Raw genomic sequence first — 15,874 nt, forward strand, 5'->3', positions numbered from 1 at the left:
TCATGTCCCGGCCCCTGCCGCCAGATCGCCGTCGATCTTGCGCGCATAGCCGCGCGGCGTGAACATGCGCGGCCCCTCGCCCAGTTGCGCCAGCCGCGAATTGCTCGAGCCGACCAGAACCACCGTCAGCATATCCACCTCGTCGACCTGCAACTGGTCCAGACGGCGATAGCGCACATGCTCCTCGGGGCGGCCCAGCGAACTGGCCAGCATCACCGGCGTCTCCGCCGGGCGGTGCCGCAACAGGATATCGCGCGCCTCGGCCAGAAGGGTGCGGCGGGTTTTCGACACCGGGTTGTAAAACGCGATCACGAAATCCCCCTCGGCGGCGGCATGCAGGCGGCGAAGGATATCCTCGCGCGGGGTCAGCAGATCGGACAGCGAAATCGTGCAGAAATCATGCCCAAGCGGCGCCCCCGCCCGCGCCGCCGCCCCTTGCAGGGCCGACACGCCGGGGCTGCACACCACCTCGACCCGGTGCGCCGCGTCGCTCACGCCGTGTTCCTCCGCACCCCGGTCCAGCAATTCGAACACCAGCGCACCCATCGCGTAAATGCCCGCATCCCCCGAACAGACCAGCGCCACGTTCTTTCCCTGCGCCGCCTGTTCCAGCGCATAGCGGCACCGCGCTTCTTCCCCGCCAAGCGGGAAATCGCTGCGCGTCTTGCCCGCCGCCAGAGGGCCCAACAGGTCGATATAAAGCCCATAACCCACCAGTTCCTCGGCCTCGGCGATCAGCCGCGACACCTCGGGCGTGCGCCACGCCGCCTGACCGGGGCCGATGCCCACCACGCTCAGCCGCCCGCGCGCGCGGCCCGGCATGTCGGTGATCGGGCTCTCGCTGCGGCTGACGGCACAGGTGGCATTGGCCGTCTTGCGTTTCTCCACCACCAGATCGCCACCACAGGCCAGCGCCGCGCCTTCGCTCACGCCATGACAGCCCACCTCGGCGAACACCACCTCCGACGGGTTGGCCAGCCGCTCGGCCTGCGCCTCCAACTCCCCGGCCGTGAACAGCCGCAGCGGCACGCCCAACCGGCGCGCGACCTCGTTCATCGCGGGCTCATCGGCCTTGAGGTCGATCGACGCCACACAGGCCACCGCACCTTGCGCGATCCCGGCCGCGTCCAGCGTGTCGCACACCAGCGCCCATAATTCCTCGGGGTCGGCATTGCGCGCGCACCCCACCCCAAGGGCAAAGCGTTGCGGATGATACACCAGCCGCGCCGCGCTCCCCTGCGCCGGCGCCTCACTCACCAGCAGGTCCACCGCGCCGCCCCGATCTTCGAGGTCAAAGATGTTCTCGCCCCGGATCGACACGCCCTGCCCGTCCAGCAACGCCGCCATCGCTCCCTTGGCATGGTCGGGATTGGCCAGCCGATAGCCTTCGGGCGGCGCGTCCAGCGCCACGCCCATCGCCACATCGCCCGCCGTCGTCACCGCCGCCACGGCCTCCAGCCCGTTGGCGATCTCGCTGGCCAGCCGGTTCGCCCCGCGATGCCCGCCCAGCAAAGGCACCACCACCGCCCCGTCATCGCTGACCGAAACGACCGGCGGCTCGGCCCGCTTGTCGGCCAGCAGCGGCGCGACCGCCCGGATCAGGATACCGCTGGCGCAGACACCGATCACCGGCACCCCGGCGGCGAACAGATCGCGCGCATGATCCAGCGCATTGGGAAAAACCGCATCGGCCCGCGCCACGCGCCCCGCGCGCCCATGCACCTGCGCCCCCAACAGCGCCGCCACGCGATGCGCCACTTCCTCCCCCGACCGGCTCAACGCCAGAACGACAGGTTTCACAGCCATGGATCGGCTCCCTTCGTCAGCAATATCATCGAAAAATACGGCGCCTTTTCCGGCGCCTCGGCCAGCGGGCAGACCACCTCGTCGGGCAGGCTCGCACGCTCCACGTAAACCGCCCGGTCCGTGAACCCGAGCGCCTCGATCACGCCGCGGATCTTGGCCAGATGGCGGCCCACCTTCATGATCGCCACGCTTTCCGCCCCGTCGATCCGCGCGCGCAGCTCGGGTTCGGGCAGCGGCCCCGGCAGCACCGTCAGCCGCTCGTTGCGCGCCGCCAGCGGCATGCCCGCCCGCGCCGCGCATGTGGTGATAGAGGTCACCCCCGGCACCACCTCGACCCGGAACCGCCCGGACAGCCGCGCAAACAGATACATGAACGAGCCATAGAAAAACGGATCGCCCTCGCACAGGCACACCACATCCCGGCCCGCCTCCAGTTCCGCGGCAATCGCCGCGGCCCCCGTGTCATAGGCCGCCTGCGCCGGGCCGCGCTCCACCGTCATCGGCACGTCCATCACGATCTCGCGCGCGCCCGCCGGGATCGCCCCGGCGGCAATCGAGCGCGCGAAACTCGCCCCGCCCGCAAGGCTGGGATAGGCCACCACCTGCGCCCCGGAAATCAGCCGATGCGCCCGCAGCGTCATCAGATCCGGATCGCCCGGCCCCAGCCCGACACCGTAGAGAACGCCGCTCTGCCCCCGCCCGCTCATCGCTTCACGAGGCTCCACTGGGTGACCGGCATCAACGGCCGCCAGCCTGTCAACCCGCCCACCGGCGCAGCGCGGTTGACCGACAGCTTCACCAACTGCCCGCCATGGTCCTTGTGCAACGCCACCAACAGCGCCTCGCTTTCCAGCGTCACCGCATTGCACACCATCCGCCCCAAGGGGCGCAGCGCCGCCCATGCGGCCTCAAACGTTTCCCGGCTCAGCCCGCCGCCGATGAACACAGCATCCGGCGCGGCCAGCCCCTCCAGCGCCTGCGGCACGCGCCCCTCGACCAGTTCCAGCCGGGGCACCCCGAGCGCAAGCGCATTCGCCGCAGCCATCTCGCGCCGGTCAGCGCGCGGCTCGATCCCGATGGCGCGGGCATAACGCGCGCCGCGCATCCACTCCACGGCGACCGATCCGCAACCGGTGCCGATATCCCACAGCAACGCGCCCCGCATCGGCATCAGCTTGGCCAGCGTCACCGCGCGCACCTCCTGCTTGGTCATGGTCCCGTCATGACGAAACAGATCGTCCGGCAGGCCCGGCACGCGCGGCAGCAACGCGGCATCGGGCGCGGCGATGCACTCCACCGCCAGCGTGTTGAACTCGGGCACCGTATGATTCCACGCTTCGGCCACGCCATCGATGCGCGCCTCCTCCGCACCGCCCATATTGGCCAGCACACTCATCTTCGACTGCCCGAACCCCCGCTCGGCCAGAAACGCCGCGATCCGCGCCGGGGTTTCGGCCCCCGTGGTCAGGATCAACAGCCGCGCATCGGGCTGGATAAAGGCGATCATCTGCTCCACCGGACGGCCATGCACCGTCAGCGTTTCCACATCGGCCAGCGACCAACCCATGCGCGCCGCCGCCAGCTGAAACGCCGACAGTTGCGGGTGATAGGTGATCTGCGCCGGGTCGATCTCCCGCCCGATCCGCGCACCCACCGAAAACCACAGCGGATCGCCGGTGGCCAACACCACCACACGCCGCCCGCGCAACCCCTCGAGCGTGCCGATCAGCGCATCGAACGGCGAGGGCCATGCGATCCGCTCGGCGCCCACGCTGTCGGCCAGCCTGTGATGCCGCTCGGCCCCGACGATCACCTCGGCGGCCTCCACCACGGCGCGGGTGGCGGGCAAAAGCCCCGCCAGACCGTCCTCGCCGATGCCCACGATATGCAGCCACGGATCAGCCATGATGCGCCTCCTCGGGTATCCCCGCCGCCAGGGCATTGACCGCGGCACTCGCAATCGCCGACCCGCCGCGCCGCCCGCGCAGCGCCACGAACTCGCAGCCGCGCGGGCGCGCGGCCAGTTCCGCCTTGCTCTCCGCCGCGCCCACGAACCCCACGGGAAAGCCAAGGATCACCGCCGGTTTCGGCGCGCCCTCGTCCAGCAGCTCCAGCAGATGAAACAGGGCTGTCGGCGCATTGCCGACGGCCACCACGGCCCCCTCCAGCCGGTCGGCCCACAACTCCACCGCCGCCGCCGAGCGCGTGTTGCCGATGCCCGCCGCGATCCCCGGCACGCGCGGATCGTTCAGCGTGACGATCACCTCGTTGCCCGCAGGCAGGTAGCGGCGGATGATCCCCGCGCCCACCATCTCGCAATCGCACAGCACCGGCGCACCGGCCTGCAAGGCCGCATGACCCGCCGCATATGCGTTTTCGGAAAAGGCCAGCCGGTCGGCCACCTCGACCATGCCGCAGGCATGGATCAGGCGGATCGCCAGCGCCTCCATACCGGGGCCGAAGCGCTCCAGCCGCGCCTCGCGGCGCACGGTGGCGAAACTTTCGGCATAGATGGCCGAGGGGTTTTTCTCGTAGGGGCGCAACTGCAACTCTTTCACTGGGTGGCCCCGTCGGATGCCTCCGGCGGGGATATTTTCGGCAAGAAGAAAGCCCGGCTCAGGCCCTGCTTTTCCGCGCGCTTTCCGGCCCCAGAGGGTGGTCGGCATGCGGGTATTCGGCGTGGTGATGATGGGGGTGATCATGGCCGTGATCGTGGTGGTGGTGGTGGTGATCGTGACCATGGTGATGGTGGTGATGATGATGGTCGTGACCGTGATCATGGTGGTGGTGATGATGCCCGTCGCCTTCGAGGCGGCACAAGCCGGTGCAGAACGTGTCGCACAGGGTGCAATCCGCCACGTTCGAGCCCGGCGCGCTGGCGCCCTGGCCTTCGACATGGTGGTGATGGCTTTCCTGCACCGCGCCCACCTCGGCCTCGAAGCCCAGAACCTCCGTGCGGTATTTGCACAGCACGCAGGTCGGAGGCGGCACGTCGCTGAACGCCGGATGCACCCCGGCCAGGGCACGGCGCTCTTCGGGCGTGATCCGGCGGGGGGTTCTGTCGTCAAGGGCCAGCACCTGCGTGCGGTACTGACAGGTGCCGCAATTGGGCGGCGGGTTGGCGCCCGCCTGCTCGCGCACACGCTCGGCAAAGGTTTCCAGAACCTGCGGATGATCGCCCAGATAGCCCGCCTTGACGAACTGGATACCCGGATACTCGCCCGCCACCTGATCGGTAAACCCGTAGATGCGGTCGATCAGAATGCCCGAAAACAGGAAATACGGAAATACGATCACCCGCTTGTAACCCAGCCGCGCCACATGTTGCAGGCAAGGCTCGACCAGGGGGAAGGTCACGCCGGAATAGCCCACCTCGCACCAGCCAAAGCCCATGCCCTCCTGCAACATGCGGGCGATCTTGGACACGTTGCCATTGGCGTCCGGGTCCGACGCGCCGCGCCCGATCACCACAAGGCAGGTGTCGTGCAGAGCGACCTCGCCCAGATCGTCATTGGCGCGGTCCACCGCCTCCTGCACCCGTGCACCGGCAGCGGCGATCATCCTGGGATCGACGCCCAGTTCGCGGCCATAGCGCATGTCGATCCCGTGTTTCGCGGCATAGGTATTCAGCACCGTCGGAATGTCGTTCTTGGAATGCATCGCGGCAAACAGCATCCCCGGCACCGCCAGAATCCGCTCGCAACCCTTGTCGCGCAGCCGGTCCAGACCGTCGCGGATCACCGGGTTGGCGAATTCCAGATAACCGTATTCCATCTCCCAACCGTCGGGCAGATAGGCGGGCAGTTTCTCGGCCAGCGTGGCGAATTCGTCCACCGCCGACTGGCTGCGCGACCCATGCCCGCAGATCATCACACCGGTCTTGCCCATGCTCAGGCCTCCTGCGCGTCTTCGTCGGCGGCCTCTTCGGCCTCGGCGTCCTGGGCCGCCTTGCGGCCCTTCAGCCCGGCCCACAACCCGATGGCGATCGCCGCCCCCAAGGCCGCCGCGCCCAGCCAGTGACCATGCCCCGCCACCTCGGACAGATGGCCGGGATGGGCCTGCGCACTGCCCGCGGCCAGAAGGGCGGCGATGAAACCTGCATATTTCATGGGTATACTCCCCCGTTTGCAATCCATGGTCGGCCCGCGCACGAACGACCCGGAAAGGGGCAAGGCCGCGCCACCGCGCGGCTGACGATCGCAAGACCGCAGGCCCCCGGTATGGGTCGGCCCCGTCTGCACACCTTTCCGGCCCGGCACGGGCATCGTCCCCTCCCGTATAGGCCGCGCGCGCGCCCCGCGCAAACAAAGAAACGCCGCAGCACCGTCCGGGCGCGACATGTGCGGGCGTGCACGGGACATGCGCGGCGATGGCCCTACCCGACGGGCCCGCGCGGGATTAGGTCTGGACCAAGCACAGGAGGACACCGCATGGGACATCTGGTTGACGGCCAGTGGCACGACGAATGGTACGACACCTCAAAGACGGGCGGCAAATTCGTGCGCGACACGGCGAAGTTCCGCAACTGGATCACCGCCGACGGCAGCGCAGGCCCCTCGGGTGAAAGCGGGTTCAAAGCCGAATCCGGGCGCTATCACCTCTATGTCTCGCTGGCCTGCCCCTGGGCGCATCGCACGCTGATCTTTCGTACCCTCAAGGGGCTGACGGATCATATCGGGGTGTCCGTCGTGCATCCCGACATGCTGAACGAAGGCTGGGAATTGCGCGCCGACTACCCCGGCGCTACGGGCGATACGCTCTATGGCTTGCCCTTCGCCCGCGATCTCTACACCAGGGCAGACCCCACGATTTCAGGCCGCGTGACCGTGCCGATCCTGTGGGACAGGACAAACGAGACCATCGTGTCCAACGAATCCTCGGAAATCATCCGCATGTTCAACGCGGCCTTCGATTCGATCACCGGCAATAGCGACGATTACTGGCCCGAGGACCTGCGCGATGCGATCGACCTCGTGAACGCCCGCATCTACGACACGCTCAACAACGGCGTCTACAAGGCCGGGTTCGCCACCAGCCAAAGCGCCTATGACGCGGCCATCGGCCCGCTGTTCGACACGCTCGACTGGCTGGAGGAGCGCCTCTCGCAAAACCGCTACCTGATGGGCGACCGCCTGACCGAGGCCGACTGGCGGCTGTTCACCACGCTGATCCGCTTCGATACGGTCTATCACACGCATTTCAAATGCAACCGGGCGCGGATCGTGGATTATCCCGACCTCTGGGGGTATCTGCGCGAGCTTTATCAATGGCCCGGCGTGGCCGATACGGTGAATTTCGATCACATCACCCGGCACTATTACTACAGCCACGACACGATCAATCCGCACCGGATCATCCCCATCGGCCCGGTACTGACCCTCGACGCCCCCCACGGCCGCGGCTAGGCACCCCGCCTACAGCGCGCCGACCCGTTCCAGCACGCGCCGCACAACGGCAACCTCGTCGGGGCCGAGCGCCCGTTGCGGCGGTGCGGGATCGCCGCAATCGAACCCCTGCAACTTCAGCCCCGCCTTCACCGCCCCGGCGAGGTTGAACCGCGCAAAGGCCTGATTGACCGCCCACAACTCGCGCTGCAACTCCATCGCCGCATCCCACTGCCGGGCCTCGCACAGCTCGAACAGGCGCACGCTCTGGCGCGGGATCAGGCAGGACGGCCCGGCCAGCCACCCCCGCCCGCCGATCAGCATCACGGCGGCGGTGATATGCGACGAGGCGGCAAACACCCCGATCCGCCCCTCCGTCCGGTTCAGCATCGACAACAAGCGCCCCGTATTGGTCGAGGCATCCTTGACGAACACGATATTGGGATGATGTGACAGCCGGTCGATGGCATCGAGCGACAGGTCCGAGCGCTGGAAATTCGGGTTGGTATACAATGTCACCGGCAGGTCGGTGGCATCCGCGACGGCGGTGAAATACGCCACAACGCCGTCCTCATTCACCGGGAAATAGGCCTCCATCACCGCCAGAATGCCATCGGCACCCAGTTCGGCCCAGCGCCGCGCCTGCCGGATCGCATCCCATGTCGTCGTCGCGGCAACACCCGCGATCACCGGCACCCGGCCCGCCGCCGCCTCGACCGTCGCGATCACCACCCGCTCCTTCGCGGCGAAATCCAGATAGGCGAACTCGCCCGTCGATCCCAGCGGCGTCACCCCGTGCACGCCCTCCCCGATCAGATGATCCACCAGCCGCCGCAACGCGCCCTCGTCCACCGCGCCATCGGATGTCAGCGGCGTCGGCAAATAGGGCACCACGCCGCGCAGGTTGCGAATATCTGTCATGACGGACTCCTCCGGCCGGGGCGGCACAATTGAAAACACTTACGGTCATGCCACGATTTCAAGCAGAACACGCCGGACAGTTCAACGCCCGGCGCGCGGCGGGCGCAGCCTTCTTCGCTGTCGGGACAGATGGGGTTCCCATCCCCCAACACCCGCCATTCGCCACGAGAACCGGAAGCGGCGGTCATGCCGGACAAACCTGTCATTGCCTGAGCCGCGCATCGCCTGACCGCGGGATGGCGATCAAACCGTCATTCAGCGCAGTTTATGCCCGCCAAATCCGAAAGAGATCAAAGCGGCGCACCAACCCGACCAAATCGCCAGCCCGGTCACGCCAGAGGCGTGCCAATCATGCTTGGCGCACCTCTGGTGTGACAGCGGTCTGGCGATGCGCGGCGCCTTCGGCGCTGTTTCGCGCAGGTGGAAAGACCTCTGCGGCTTCACTCCGGATAACAGCCGGACATGATGCCGATGGCCTAAATGCGGGACAGAGAGAACATTGCCTTGCCCGGACTCAAGGCGCGCCTTGCGCGCCGCCGGGCATCGCCCGACCGCCCCCCGGGCGGGCGATCCTGCACCGACAGCCCCCCGAACCACCGTTGGATGTGACCTCACCATGAATCGCCATCGAAAGACCGCCGGTCGCCCACCCGCGGTCGGACAATGCCCGGCGCACAAAGTCGTCGTCGGACTCACAGCAGTCATTCACTCCACATCCCGCAAACATCCGCTGTCCGCCCCGGTGTGGACCGCTGGCGCGCCATCCTCAACAAAACGGAAAGCCACTTCCGAAAATCGAACATCCATAGGTCACGCCTCAACACCTTCAATCACAGCCGGGCAAGCGGTGCGCGAGCAATTACCTCCGGCGTTTCTCTGGATACGCAATGCTCCCGGCTCCTCGAATACCACGTCTTCGCCACACCACCCATTGCCCGCCCCGTCAAACCATGACAAACAAAGGAAAAACCGGCTTTCCGGCGGCCTGCAAAACAGGATACGTCCGAGCGCCATCAGTAAAAAGCGGAGACCTGAAAATGCGAAACATATTTGCCGGTGGCCTGTTCCTGGCCTTGCTTGCGGGCTGCCAGACGACGACACAGGAAAGCGCGACCTCTCAATGCAAGGGTTCCCTGAGCGATTACTCGGTTCCCTCATGCGCCTATACCGCCGCCTACGACAGTGGTTTTTCAAACCCGTCGGACCGGATGGGCTGGTCGCAAGCGTTGCAAATCGCATGGTCACGCGGCGCAGCTGCCGAACAATGTGGCCTGAAATTCGACAGGGACGCATATCTCGACAAGCTTGCCCGAAACTTCCCCGAAGCGGGTCGTCTGATTCACGATCTGAACGGTCTGCAATGGCACGGGGCGCAAATTCAGAAAGCCGGACAAGCATTCTGCACCGACGCACGGCTGGCGGACGCGCGCCAACATCTCTGAACCGCCCTCGCCACGGGCAGGCTGCCGCGTGGCCACAAGGCAGAACACCGGCAAAGGGCCTTCCGCGCGGCGGCTGGCTCTTTGCAACGCCGTGCGTTGGGGCCTGTCGCCCCGGCCATCCCTGCCAGCAGGAGCGCAACGAGCCGCATTTCAATATATCTCATTTCATACACCCCGGCGTTTGTTCTGACGATGGACGATGTCATCGGGCGATCTGTGACTGCCCGCACTCAAACACATCGGTCTTGCCAAACGGTTAATCCCGCGCGCCCGGGCCCGGCCTCGGTGTCACGGTCCGGCCAACCGGCCCTGCCGCCCCCTTGCGCCGTCGCATGGCGCATCGCCGTCTCCACCCCGGATTTGCGCCCATCATGGACACACCTCTGCCCGCACCCCCCGATTTTCGTACAAAACCCGCGTACACATCGTACGTTTCGTACAAAACGCGGGGCCGACACACGGTTTGCGATTTCCCGCCCGCGAATCCCTTGACGCCCCGCCGCTTTGGACGTAAAGACCCTTCGATGAATTCGGGGCGCTGCCGCTGGCGGTGCCCGTTTGTATTGAGCAGGGGCACGACGCCCCGTGACCAACACGAGGATGAACCCATGTCGCGCCGCTGCGAACTCACCGGAAAAGGCCCGATGACGGGCAACAACTCCAGCCACGCCAACAACAAAACCAAGCGCCGTTACCTGCCCAACCTGCAGGACGTATCGCTTCAGTCCGAAACCCTGGGCCGCGCCATCAAGCTGCGGATCACCGCCGCAGCCCTGCGCAGCGTCGACCACCGCGGCGGGCTGGACGCCTACCTGGCCAAGGCCAAGGACGGCGAACTTTCGGATAACGCCCTGAAAATCAAAAAGGAAATCGCCAAGGCACAGGCCGCAAACGCCTGACGCTCCAGCGTTTCCAGGAAAGATTTCGCAGCCCTGCCCAACCCGGCAGGGCTGTTTCCTTTTGTCCCTTTACCTTTGCGCAGGCCAGCGCATATATCATGCGCTGACATGAGAACAACGCGCTCATACCTCGCACTCGCACTGGCCTTCGTGCTGGTCCTCACGGGTCAAAGCATGGCCCTGGCCCGCACCGCACCCGGCCCGGACGGGCAGATCGTGCTGTGCACCGGCACCGGCCCCGTGGCCGTTCTGGTGGATGATCAGGGGCAACCCATCGGGCCATCCCATATCTGCCCCGACTGCGCCTTGTCGCTGTTTCAGGCCCTGGCCGAAACCGCGCCCGAGATCGCCGCACCCACGTCATGGCTGCGCGCGCATCCCATTGAATTCACGTTGGTTTTCCACAGCCCGGCCCCACGCCCCGCAGTCGCCCGCGGCCCGCCACAAGCGGCGTGAATCCCAACCGGTCGAATTCAATCCAATCCCAGACAGGAGAGTTTCCATGTCCTTCAAATCCACCATTCTGGCGGCTGTTGCCGCCTCCGCTTTCGCCCTGCCCGCTTTCGCCGCCGACATCATGGTGCAAGACCCTTACGCCCGTTCCTCGGCGATGATGGCGACCTCGGGCGCAGCCTTCATGCAGATCATGAATCACGGCGAAACCGACGACCGCCTGATCGGCGCGGCGTCGCCCGTCGCGGAAATGGTCCAGTTGCACACCCACGAGGAAGACGAAAACGGCGTCATGCGCATGCTCCATGTCGAAGAGGGCTTTCCCGTTGCCGCAGGCGAAACGCTGATGCTGGCCCGCGGCGGCAATCACGTCATGTTCATGGGCATCACCGAACCGTTCGAACAGGGCGACATGATCCCGCTGACACTGACCTTCGAAAAGGCCGGCGACATCACCGTAGAGGTTCCCGTGGACCTCGAACGCCAGCCGATGCATGGCATGAAGCATCAGCACGGCAAGAGCGAATAACGCTCACAGGACACTGGCAAAGGCCGGGCAACGCGACCCGGCCTTTTCTTTTGAAATCAACTGGATAATATCCCCTTAACCCACTCCGGCACGATAACTGACGCCGGGCCGTGCCGCGCCTCGGAAAAGTCGCGTGCATTCACCGAAGCCTCCATGTTCAATTCCACCGTATGTGCCCCGGCGCGCCCGGCATGCTGCCCGAATGCCGCCGCCGGATAGACCTGCCCCGACGTTCCGATGGCCGCGAACAGATCCGCCTCATCCAGCAACTGCCAGATCCGTTCCATGTGATAGGGAACCTCCCCGAACCAGACGATATCGGGCCGCGCTGCCGGAGCGGCGCAAGAGGGGCAGCTATCGCCCGGCGCCATGACCAGCGGTGCGGGCCAACGATGATCGCAGGCCGCGCACAACGCCCCATCCAATGCGCCATGCATATGCAAGACATTGGAATTCCCGGCCTTTTCGTGCAGTCCATCGACGTTCTGCGTTACGATCCAGACCTCACCGGAATGCTGCGCCTCAAGCCGGGCCAATGCCGCATGCGCCGGGTTCGGCACCGCCTCGGCCGCCTGCGCGCGCCGGGTGTTGTAGAATCGATGCACCAGCGCCGGGTCCCGCGCGAACCCTTCGGGCGTGGCCACATCCTCGATCGCGTGTTGCGCCCACAATCCGCCTTCATCGCGAAAGGTGCCAAGCCCGCTTTCCGCGGAAATACCCGCCCCGGTCAGAATAACGATCTTTTCCATGCTGCCTCCTTGCCCTATCCCTTGATGCTCAAAGGAGCCCCCGATGACCACCCGTATCCTGTTCGTCTGCCTTGGCAATATCTGCCGCTCTCCCGCTGCCGAGGGCGTATTTCGCACATTGGCCCCGCATATCGAAACCGACAGTGCCGGGACAAGCGACTGGCATGTCGGCGAGCCGCCCTACGGCCCGATGCAACAGGCTGCCCGCGCGCGTGGGCATGACCTGTCAGACCTGCGCGCCCGGCAGTTTCACGCAGGCGATTTCGAAGCTTTCGATCTGATCATCGCAATGGACACCGCCAACCTGCACGAGATCGAGGCACAGCGCCCACACGGGAATGCAACGCCCGTCCGGCTGTTCACCGAATATGCCCCCGAAAGCGGTACAGATCACGTCCCCGACCCGTATTATACACGCGATTTCGACGGTACTCTGGACCTGATTGAACAGGCCGCACAAGGATTGCGCAAGACACTGTAACCTGCGCGGCACATACACCCGGTACATATTACGCCCAGTTTTTCGGCTTTGCCGAAGCATATCTTCAGCACCTGAAAAAAGCCCTGACCCAGCTTCGCAAATTGCTTGCCCGGCAGGCCGATTCCCCCCACCCAATTGAGGGGAAGGAGCCATGCCATGACCCTGAGCCATCTCAAAACCGCCCCCGGCCATCCCCGGCACGCCGCAGCAGACATTGCCGACACCGTACAAATCATGCTGGCCCGTATGCGAACCGGCGGAGCACAGGTCGCACTGGAATATGCCCGCTCACTGGACGGCTGGACAGGCGACATCGCCGTGCCCTCCGAGCGTATCGCACAGGCCATTGCCGAGGTTCCGCAAGACCTCAGGGACGACATCCGTTGGGCGCATGACAATATCAGCCGCTTTGCCGCCGCACAGCGCGCCACCGCGCAGGACATGGAGGTGGAACTGCGCCCCGGCCTGATTGCCGGTCAGCGACAGATTCCGCTGTCAGCGGCGGGCTGCTATGTACCGGGGGGGCGCTATACCCATATCGCAAGTGCACTGATGTCCATCGCCACCGCACGCGAGGCAGGTGTTCCCGACATCACCGCCTGTTCGCCGCCCAAGGATGCGCAGGGTATTCCCGCACCGATGCTTTATGCGATGCACGTTGCCGGGGCCACGCGCATCCTGTGCCTGGGTGGGGTACAAGGAGTGGCCGCGATGGCCTTTGGCCTGTTCGGCGCACCGCCTGCGGATATCCTCGTAGGTCCGGGCAACGCCTATGTGGCCGAAGCCAAACGCCAGTTGTTCGGTCCCATCGGCATCGACATGTTCGCAGGGCCCACCGACAGCCTTGTTCTGGCAGATGACAGCGCAGACCCCGACACCGTGGCGATCGACCTTGTAGGACAGGCCGAACATGGCGCCACCAGCCCCGTGTGGCTGGCCACCACGCATGCGCCACTGGCGCGGGCGGTCATGGATCGAATTCCGGCCCTGATCGCCCGCCTGCCCGAGGCCAACCGCAGCGCAGCCGAGTCGGCATGGCGCGATTTCGGAGAGGTCGTACTCTGCGACACGCGCGAAGAGATGGCCCGGTTTGCCGACGATAAAGCACCCGAGCACCTGCACGTTCAGGCCCGCGACTTGGATTGGTGGCGTACCCGGCTGCGCACCTATGGCTCGCTGTTTCTGGGCGAGGACACCACGGTGGCTTTCGGGGACAAGGCGGCGGGGCCGAACCATGTGCTGCCCACCTCGGGCGCGGCGCGCTACACCGGCGGGCTATCGGTGCACAAGTTCCTCAAGACCGTCACCTGGCAAAAGGTGGACGAGCGCGCATTGCCCGACCTCGCCCGTGTCAGCGCCCGGATCAGCCGCGAGGAAGGGATGGAAGGACACGCCCTGTCAGCCGACATACGGCTGGACAAGATGGCCACCTCTGGCAAGATGCCTCTGAAGGCGCATGGCTAGCCCTGCGCACAGGCAACGCAAGGGCGACCGGACAGTGAAAACAACAGGTATATTGGGCGGCATGGGGCCTGAGGCCACGATCCTGCTTATGCAAAAGCTGCTGGATGCCGTTCCTGCCCGCGACGATGCCGATCACATCCCGCTGATCGTGCATCAGAACCCGCAGGTGCCCAGCCGGATCAAGGCGCTGATCGACGGCACCGGAGAAGACCCCGGCCCGGTGCTGGCGCGGATGGCACAGGATCTGGAACGTGCCGGAGCCTCCGCCCTGGCCATGCCCTGCAACACCGCGCATCACTATGCCGCTGCCGTGACCGGCGCGACCGACCTGCCCTTCCTCGACATGCTGGACCTGACCGCCGATACGCTGGCCGCATCCGGGGCGCGCAAGGTGGGCATGCTGGCCTCACCCGCAACACGGTTGACCGGCGTATTCACCACGCCCTTCGAGGCGCGCGGCCTGATCCCCGTGACCCTGGCGGATGACGGCCCCCTGCTGGACATCATCCGCGCCGTGAAAGCGGGGCAGCCACTCGGGCAACTGGCCCCGCAGCTTGCGGCACAAGCCCGCATGCTCATGGATCAGGGCGCCGATCACCTGCTGATCGCCTGCACGGAATTATCGCTTATGACCGACGCGCTACCGGATGGCGCCCCATGGAGCGACAGTCTTGATTGCCTCGTGAACGGGATCATCGATTTCTCAAAGAGCTAGGGATCAGTCCCGCAATCCCTGCAACAATTCCTGCGCGGCCACCGTGGGCGTAATTCCCCCTTCGGCGACCTTTGCTGCGAAGGATTGCATCGCCTCCCGGGCGCTCGGTGTGTCCAGCTTCGCCAGAAGTCCCTGACGCACCTCCTGCTCGAACCAGTACCGCGCCTGCGCCTCGCGCCGGGACGCGAAATGACCGTTTTCCTTGCGCCATTCGGTCAGCGCGGTCATTTCCTCCCACGACTTCTGCAATCCGTCGCGTTCAAGCGCCGAAACCATCATCGCCTTGGGAAACCCTTGCGGGTCCTGCGGGCGCTTACGCAACAAGCGCAGCGCACCGGAATAATCCGAGCAGGTCCGCGTCGCCGCCGGCTTCAGATCGCCATCGGCCTTGTTGATCAGGATGATGTCGGCGATTTCCATGATCCCGCGCTTGACGCCCTGCAATTCGTCCCCACCCGCCGGAGCGATCAGTAAAATGAACAGGTCGGACATCTCGGCCACCACGGTTTCCGACTGCCCCACCCCCACGGTTTCGATCAGCACCACGTCGAATCCGGCAGCCTCGCATACGGCCACGGCCTCACGCGTGCGCCGTGCGACGCCTCCGAGATGCGACTGAGACGGCGAGGGGCGGATAAACGCGTTGGGATCGCGGCTGAGTTCCTCCATCCGGGTCTTGTCCCCCAGGATCGAACCGCCCGAGCGGGCACTCGACGGGTCCACCGCCAGAACCGCCACCCGCAGGCCCTGCCCCGTCAGCATCTTGCCGAAGCTCTCGATGAAGGTCGATTTACCCACGCCGGGCGTTCCTGACAGGCCTATGCGGATGGCCTGCCGGCCAGCCCCCTTCAATCGTTCCATCAGTTGAGCGGCCTGATCACGATGATCGGCGCGGGAACTTTCGATCAGGGTGATCGCCCGCGACAATGCCCGGCGGTCGCCTGCAACGATCTTTTCGCTAAGTGTGTCGATATCCATGATGGTAATCGGCCCGTTACGTTCCTGTGACTCTCGGGCGCCTACATGACGTG

Annotated in this window: 17 protein-coding genes; 8 read left to right on the plus strand and 9 right to left on the minus strand. The window is 65.7% G+C overall.

Going from position 1 to position 15,874, the window contains the following annotated elements; all coding sequences use genetic code 11:
- The 6 genes from cobJ to BUB53_RS14580 form a co-directional block, all read right to left on the minus strand.
- The gene (cobJ, locus tag BUB53_RS14555) at positions 1–1,806 is read right to left on the minus strand and encodes a precorrin-3B C(17)-methyltransferase (protein ID WP_073035514.1); all 1,806 of its coding nucleotides are present in this window, start codon (positions 1,804–1,806) and stop codon (positions 1–3) included.
- Positions 1,797–2,513: a precorrin-2 C(20)-methyltransferase gene (cobI, locus tag BUB53_RS14560; RefSeq protein ID WP_073035515.1), complete on the minus strand. Its 717-nt coding sequence runs from the start codon at positions 2,511–2,513 to the stop codon at positions 1,797–1,799. The genes cobJ and cobI overlap by 10 nt, the downstream gene beginning before the upstream one ends.
- Positions 2,510–3,712 (minus strand): precorrin-6y C5,15-methyltransferase (decarboxylating) subunit CbiE, encoded by a 1,203-nt coding sequence (gene cbiE / locus BUB53_RS14565; RefSeq protein ID WP_073035516.1) that lies wholly within the window; start codon positions 3,710–3,712, stop codon positions 2,510–2,512. The genes cobI and cbiE overlap by 4 nt, the downstream gene beginning before the upstream one ends.
- The gene (locus BUB53_RS14570; RefSeq protein WP_188745015.1) at positions 3,705–4,349 is read right to left on the minus strand and encodes a precorrin-8X methylmutase; all 645 of its coding nucleotides are present in this window, start codon (positions 4,347–4,349) and stop codon (positions 3,705–3,707) included. Before BUB53_RS14570 ends, cbiE begins: the two co-directional genes overlap by 8 nt.
- Positions 4,350–4,422: 73 nt before the next feature.
- Positions 4,423–5,694, minus strand: a complete 1,272-nt coding sequence (locus tag BUB53_RS14575) for a sirohydrochlorin chelatase (RefSeq protein WP_073035518.1) — start codon at positions 5,692–5,694, stop codon at positions 4,423–4,425.
- A 2-nt stretch (positions 5,695–5,696) separates the two neighbouring features.
- Complete coding sequence (locus BUB53_RS14580; protein WP_073035620.1) at positions 5,697–5,915, minus strand: DUF6732 family protein; 219 nt, start codon at positions 5,913–5,915, stop codon at positions 5,697–5,699.
- Positions 5,916–6,236: 321 nt separating this feature from the next.
- On the opposite strand from BUB53_RS14580, the gene BUB53_RS14585 reads away from it, so the two are divergent.
- The gene (locus tag BUB53_RS14585) at positions 6,237–7,211 is read left to right on the plus strand and encodes a glutathione S-transferase family protein (RefSeq protein WP_073035519.1); all 975 of its coding nucleotides are present in this window, start codon (positions 6,237–6,239) and stop codon (positions 7,209–7,211) included.
- Positions 7,212–7,220: 9 nt separating this feature from the next.
- Here the strand turns inward: BUB53_RS14585 and BUB53_RS14590 are convergent, their stop codons facing one another.
- Complete coding sequence (locus BUB53_RS14590; protein ID WP_073035520.1) at positions 7,221–8,111, minus strand: dihydrodipicolinate synthase family protein; 891 nt, start codon at positions 8,109–8,111, stop codon at positions 7,221–7,223.
- A 1,037-nt stretch (positions 8,112–9,148) separates the two neighbouring features.
- On the opposite strand from BUB53_RS14590, the gene BUB53_RS14595 reads away from it, so the two are divergent.
- From BUB53_RS14595 to BUB53_RS14610, 4 genes are all read left to right on the plus strand, one after another.
- A complete protein-coding gene (locus BUB53_RS14595; RefSeq protein ID WP_073035521.1) occupies positions 9,149–9,553 on the plus strand; it encodes a hypothetical protein in 405 nt (134 codons plus the stop codon).
- Between the two features lie 608 nt (positions 9,554–10,161).
- The gene (gene rpmB, locus BUB53_RS14600; RefSeq protein WP_073035522.1) at positions 10,162–10,452 is read left to right on the plus strand and encodes a 50S ribosomal protein L28; all 291 of its coding nucleotides are present in this window, start codon (positions 10,162–10,164) and stop codon (positions 10,450–10,452) included.
- A 108-nt stretch (positions 10,453–10,560) separates the two neighbouring features.
- Positions 10,561–10,908, plus strand: a complete 348-nt coding sequence (locus BUB53_RS14605) for a hypothetical protein (RefSeq protein ID WP_073035523.1) — start codon at positions 10,561–10,563, stop codon at positions 10,906–10,908.
- A 46-nt stretch (positions 10,909–10,954) separates the two neighbouring features.
- Positions 10,955–11,434: a copper chaperone PCu(A)C gene (locus BUB53_RS14610; protein WP_073035524.1), complete on the plus strand. Its 480-nt coding sequence runs from the start codon at positions 10,955–10,957 to the stop codon at positions 11,432–11,434.
- A gap of 56 nt (positions 11,435–11,490) precedes the next feature.
- On the opposite strand, the gene BUB53_RS14615 is transcribed toward BUB53_RS14610, so the two are convergent.
- Positions 11,491–12,183, minus strand: a complete 693-nt coding sequence (locus BUB53_RS14615) for an NAD-dependent deacylase (RefSeq protein WP_073035525.1) — start codon at positions 12,181–12,183, stop codon at positions 11,491–11,493.
- 43 nt (positions 12,184–12,226) lie between these two features.
- Between BUB53_RS14615 and BUB53_RS14620 the strand changes: the two genes are divergently transcribed.
- The 3 genes from BUB53_RS14620 (at position 12,227) to cuyB (ending at position 14,843) form a co-directional block, all read left to right on the plus strand.
- A complete protein-coding gene (locus BUB53_RS14620) occupies positions 12,227–12,664 on the plus strand; it encodes a low molecular weight protein-tyrosine-phosphatase (RefSeq protein ID WP_073035526.1) in 438 nt (145 codons plus the stop codon).
- Positions 12,665–12,820: 156 nt separating this feature from the next.
- The gene (gene hisD, locus BUB53_RS14625) at positions 12,821–14,128 is read left to right on the plus strand and encodes a histidinol dehydrogenase (RefSeq protein ID WP_073035527.1); all 1,308 of its coding nucleotides are present in this window, start codon (positions 12,821–12,823) and stop codon (positions 14,126–14,128) included.
- A gap of 34 nt (positions 14,129–14,162) precedes the next feature.
- Positions 14,163–14,843, plus strand: a complete 681-nt coding sequence (cuyB, locus tag BUB53_RS14630; RefSeq protein WP_073035621.1) for a cysteate racemase — start codon at positions 14,163–14,165, stop codon at positions 14,841–14,843.
- Between the two features lie 3 nt (positions 14,844–14,846).
- On the opposite strand, the gene meaB is transcribed toward cuyB, so the two are convergent.
- Positions 14,847–15,821 carry a methylmalonyl Co-A mutase-associated GTPase MeaB gene (meaB, locus tag BUB53_RS14635; protein ID WP_073035528.1) on the minus strand — a complete coding sequence of 325 codons (975 nt, stop codon included), beginning with the start codon at positions 15,819–15,821 and terminating at the stop codon, positions 14,847–14,849.
- Between the last annotated feature and the right edge of the window lie 53 nt (positions 15,822–15,874).

Origin of the sequence: Roseovarius pacificus (assembly GCF_900142665.1) — a bacterium.
Taxonomy (GTDB): domain Bacteria; phylum Pseudomonadota; class Alphaproteobacteria; order Rhodobacterales; family Rhodobacteraceae; genus Roseovarius; species Roseovarius pacificus.